Origin of the sequence: Staphylococcus agnetis (assembly GCF_002901865.1) — a bacterium.
In the GTDB taxonomy this organism is placed as follows: domain Bacteria; phylum Bacillota; class Bacilli; order Staphylococcales; family Staphylococcaceae; genus Staphylococcus; species Staphylococcus agnetis.
The window spans coordinates 1-4,262 of sequence record NZ_PPQF01000026.1; the positions used below are offsets into that span (position 1 = coordinate 1).

At 34.2% G+C, this 4,262-nt stretch carries 4 protein-coding genes; 3 read left to right on the forward strand and 1 reads right to left on the reverse strand.

The window, feature by feature from the left end; all coding sequences use genetic code 11:
* Nucleotides 1-192: 192 nt before the first annotated feature.
* On the reverse strand, nucleotides 193-420 hold the full coding sequence (locus tag CD172_RS05095; protein WP_103345655.1) for a glutaredoxin family protein: 228 nt from the start codon (nucleotides 418-420) through the stop codon (nucleotides 193-195).
* A gap of 237 nt (nucleotides 421-657) precedes the next feature.
* Between CD172_RS05095 and CD172_RS05100 the strand changes: the two genes are divergently transcribed.
* From CD172_RS05100 to CD172_RS05110, 3 genes are all read left to right on the forward strand, one after another.
* A complete protein-coding gene (locus CD172_RS05100) occupies nucleotides 658-2,010 on the forward strand; it encodes a cytochrome ubiquinol oxidase subunit I (protein ID WP_103345656.1) in 1,353 nt (450 codons plus the stop codon).
* Nucleotides 2,007-3,026, forward strand: a complete 1,020-nt coding sequence (locus CD172_RS05105) for a cytochrome d ubiquinol oxidase subunit II (protein WP_103345657.1) — start codon at nucleotides 2,007-2,009, stop codon at nucleotides 3,024-3,026. The genes CD172_RS05100 and CD172_RS05105 overlap by 4 nt, the downstream gene beginning before the upstream one ends.
* Before the next feature lie 174 nt (nucleotides 3,027-3,200).
* Nucleotides 3,201-3,860: a potassium channel family protein gene (locus CD172_RS05110; RefSeq protein WP_037566031.1), complete on the forward strand. Its 660-nt coding sequence runs from the start codon at nucleotides 3,201-3,203 to the stop codon at nucleotides 3,858-3,860.
* The last annotated feature ends 402 nt before the right edge of the window (nucleotides 3,861-4,262 follow it).

Sequence of the window (4,262 nt, forward strand, 5' to 3'; positions counted from 1 at the left end):
GTGAGTTGAGACATGTTATAATTTTTATACATATAAAGTTCCTCCGTATCATTTTGTTTGTCGTTATTCATTATTATACGTGAGGGCTTTATTTTTTTAAAATAATATATAAAAAGAATCGATTGAGTAAAAATGATTTTACCTAATCGATTCTTTTTTTGGCTGAGAATTATGTCCCAGCCCCTTGTGTTGTTATAATCCTAGTTTTTGATTAAGTTTATCCATATCTACTTGATACATAGGTTCATCGTCAATAAGAATCAAAGGTGTTGCAAAAGCATCCAAGTCAATCATTTCTTGACGGTAGGTTGCGTTTGAAATATTACGTTCTTCGAATTCAACTTGTTTTTCAGTAAAGTAATTTTTAACAAATGTGCAAGGTGGACAATCATTTTGCGTATAAATAACGATATTTGGCATCTTCAGACCTTCCTTTACGCGCATATTTTTCACTCAATTATTACAGTATACATGACGTAGCTATATTTTTGAATTTAAAATTATAAATCTAATTTTTAGAAAGTCAAATTGTAAATTATGGCAATTTTGCGTCATGTCATTAAATTGTCACTCATTAAATAAGCATACACATTCTGTTTCAATTGTTGTGTCAGTATAATGTAAGTTGCTTTGGAAAAAGATAAAAGGAGTGATGAAATGGATGCAGTTGAATTAAGTCGATTTTTAACTGGAATGACACTTGCCGTCCATATCATATTTGCAACGATTGGCGTGGGGATGCCAGTATTTTTTGCAATCGCTGAATTTTTAGCGATTAAGAAAAAAAGTGAACGCTATTTGGCGTTAGCTAAAAGATGGGCGAAAGGTTATACGATTACAGTAGCTGTTGGGGTAGTTACTGGAACAATCATTGGGCTTCAGTTGTCCTTGTTATGGCCTACATTTATGCGTATTGGCGGACATGTCATTGCACTACCATTATTTATGGAGACATTTGCGTTTTTCTTTGAAGCGATATTTTTAAGTATTTATCTTTATACATGGAATCGATTTAAAAATCAATTGACACATTTTATTATTAGTATACCTGTCATAATCGGTGGCACATTTTCAGCATTTTTTATAACATCTGTGAATTCGTTTATGAATACACCAGCAGGTATGGAGATTTCAAATGGGAGAATGGTCAACGTCGATCCGATTGCCGCAATGTTTAATGCGTCATTTTTTGTGCGCTCATTTCACGTTGTTGCAACAGCACTCATGACAATGGCTTTTATTTTAGCAACAATAGCGGCATTTAAATTGATAAAAAACAAAGTGAAAGAAGATACGATTTACCATCAAAAAGCACTTAAATTGACGATGATTGCAGGATTAATATTTTCAATGTTATCAATGCTTGCAGGTGATTTATCGGCTAAATTTTTACATCAAGAACAGCCTGAAAAATTGGCCGCCTACGAATGGCATTTCAATACAGAATCTAAAGCAGATTTAGTGTTGTTTGGTGTCTTAGATAAATCTACCCAAGAAGTCAAGGGTGCTATACGTATACCAGGTGCGTTAAGCTTTTTATCAGACTCAAGTTTTGATACAAAAGTGAAAGGGCTTAACGAATTTTCAAAAGATGAATTACCACCACTCATTGTGCATTATTTCTTTGATTTAATGGTTATATTTGGAATTTTTTGTTTTGTAGTTTCAGCACTTTACGTCGTGGCGTTATGGGTGAAAAAGTGGAATCCACATCAGAAATGGTTGTTGTATGCCATTCTTCTAACTGGACCAGCGAGTATGCTTGCGATTGAGTTTGGTTGGTTTTTAACAGAATTAGGACGTCAACCATGGATGGTTAGAGGGATACTTAAAGTTCAAGATGCGGCTACAACAGCAGGCGGACTACCTTTTATAACACTTTTATTTGCCTTATTATATTTCGTTTTATTATTCTCAACGACCTTTGTCCTCGTCAGAATGTTTAAAAATCAATCGATTTCAGATGACATCGCTAAGTTACAAGCAGAAAGAAGAGGTGAATTTCAATGAGCTATGAATTGATAGGTATTACAGTATTATGGTTATTCCTCTTCGGCTATATTATTGTCGCGTCCATCGATTTTGGGGCAGGATTCTTTTCCATGCATGCCAAATTGTTTGGTGAATCTAAGAAAATTAATGGACTGATTCAACGCTATTTAAACCCTGTTTGGGAAGTGACGAACGTATTTTTTGTATTTTTCTTCGTAGGTATTGTTGGATTTTTTCCAGATACAGCTTATTACTATGGAACTGCATTACTTGTTCCAGGCTCACTTGCTTTAATCTTGTTAGCGGCACGTGGTGCGTTTTATGCTTTTGAGAATTACGGACAAGATTCAAAATTATCTTGGTTGATGATTTATGCGATTTCAGGTTTGTTAATTCCAGCATCTTTATCAACGGTTTTAACAATATCTGAAGGAGGCTATTTAATTCGTACATCGAATGACCTTGTTGACTTGGATTGGATTGCATTACTTTTAAGCCCATATGGCTGGGCGGTTGTTTTATTATCAATCGTAACCGTCCTTTATGTATCATCAGGATTTTTAACATTTTATGCGCATAGAGCCAAAGATGAAGAAGCTTATTTATTATTACGTAAATGGTTTCTCATGTGGGGCGCACCTATGATTATGATTTCATTATTTGTCTTTTTATCATTACGTGTGCAAAATAAAACGCATTTTGATACTGCGGTATTTACGTATGGTTGGTTATTTATCATTAGCTTTATCGCGTTTCTAATTGCGGGAATCCTAACGTATTTGAAAAAAGCCCATGGAATGGCGTTTATATTTGTCATTATTCAAATAGGAACAGCATTCTTTGGTTATGGTATAAGTAAATTGCCGTATTTATTATATCCATATGTGCGCATTGATCATGCGGTGACGAATGATTCAATGGCAATTGCACTTATTATTGTATTCATTTTAGGACTCGTTTTATTATTGCCATCATTAGCGTTATTGCTTAAACTATTTGTATTTGACAAAGACTATGTAAGAGGTAGAAAATAGGAGTATTCATTAATATCGCATGTTAATGAGAACGGGAAAGTTACCCGTTCAAACTGTTATAATGATCATGAATACATGTGGAAGTATAATACTAACTTCGACATCTAAAGTATGAATACAAAGATTAACTTTACCATTTTCATGCTTGATCTTTTCTTATTACGGAGGTAAATCATGGATAAAGAGTATGTTGTAATTGGTTTAGGGCGTTTCGGCGGAAGTATTGTACGTGAGCTGAATGCGCTTGATATGGATGTGATGGCTATTGATAGTGATGAACATCGTGTAGATGAATATAGTGATATCGCAACACATGCAGTTGTAGCGGATACAACAGATGAAGCTGTTATGAAAAGTTTAGGAATTAGAAACTTTGATCATGTCATCGTTGCGATTGGTGAAAATATCCAAGCAAGTACACTGACGACGTTAATTTTAAAGGAATTAGGCGTCAAAAAAGTTACTGCCAAAGCACAAAATGATTATCACGCTAAAATATTGAACAAAATAGGGGCGGACACGGTTGTCCATCCTGAGCGTGACATGGGTCGCCGAATTGCACATAATGTAGCGAGCGGCACAGTTCTTGATTACCTAGAACTTTCAGATGAACACTCTATTATTGAAATGAAAGTAAATGAAAAATTAGCAGGACAAAGTTTAGTAGATTTAGATATTCGTGCCAACTACGGTATTAATATTATCGCTATTAAACGTGGTAAAGAAATTATTGTCGCGCCAGACCCTGAAATGGTATTAGAATTTGATGATATTTTAATTATGATTGGTCACGATAATGATTTAACACGCTATGAGAAAAAGATGGCACATTAAGAGAACATGGATTGTAGTTGGCCAATCATGAGATGCTTTTTTAATGGTAAGAGTGCTTGTCCCTCAGAGTATGTTACTCTAATCACGAGTGGTAAGGATGAGCTCATAGTTTATGATGATTTAAACCGTTGCGATTGTTTGTCGCAACGGTTTTTTATATGAAGTCATATATTGATTAACGATGAATATAATGTTGCTTTAGCTGCAACTTCAGATGCAAACAATCTATTATAAGTGGAGTTGTGATGGAACTTGAGTGCTTGAATTGACGAGGATTAAGATTTAATTAAGATTCTTTAATATTCTGTATATTTTATTTTTAATTTTTAGTTATATAATAAACATACATCATGATGTGCAGTTTAAAAAACTGGATTCAACTAAGATAGGAGAGAGATAATG

Bases quoted from the DNA above. Each gene is read 5' to 3' on its own strand.
- CD172_RS05095 (WP_103345655.1), bottom strand. From the start codon at position 420: ATGCCAAATATCGTTATTTATACGCAAAATGATTGTCCACCTTGCACA.
- CD172_RS05100 (WP_103345656.1), top strand. From the start codon at position 658: ATGGATGCAGTTGAATTAAGTCGATTTTTAACTGGAATGACACTTGCC.
- CD172_RS05105 (WP_103345657.1), top strand. From the start codon at position 2,007: ATGAGCTATGAATTGATAGGTATTACAGTATTATGGTTATTCCTCTTC.
- CD172_RS05110 (WP_037566031.1), top strand. From the start codon at position 3,201: ATGGATAAAGAGTATGTTGTAATTGGTTTAGGGCGTTTCGGCGGAAGT.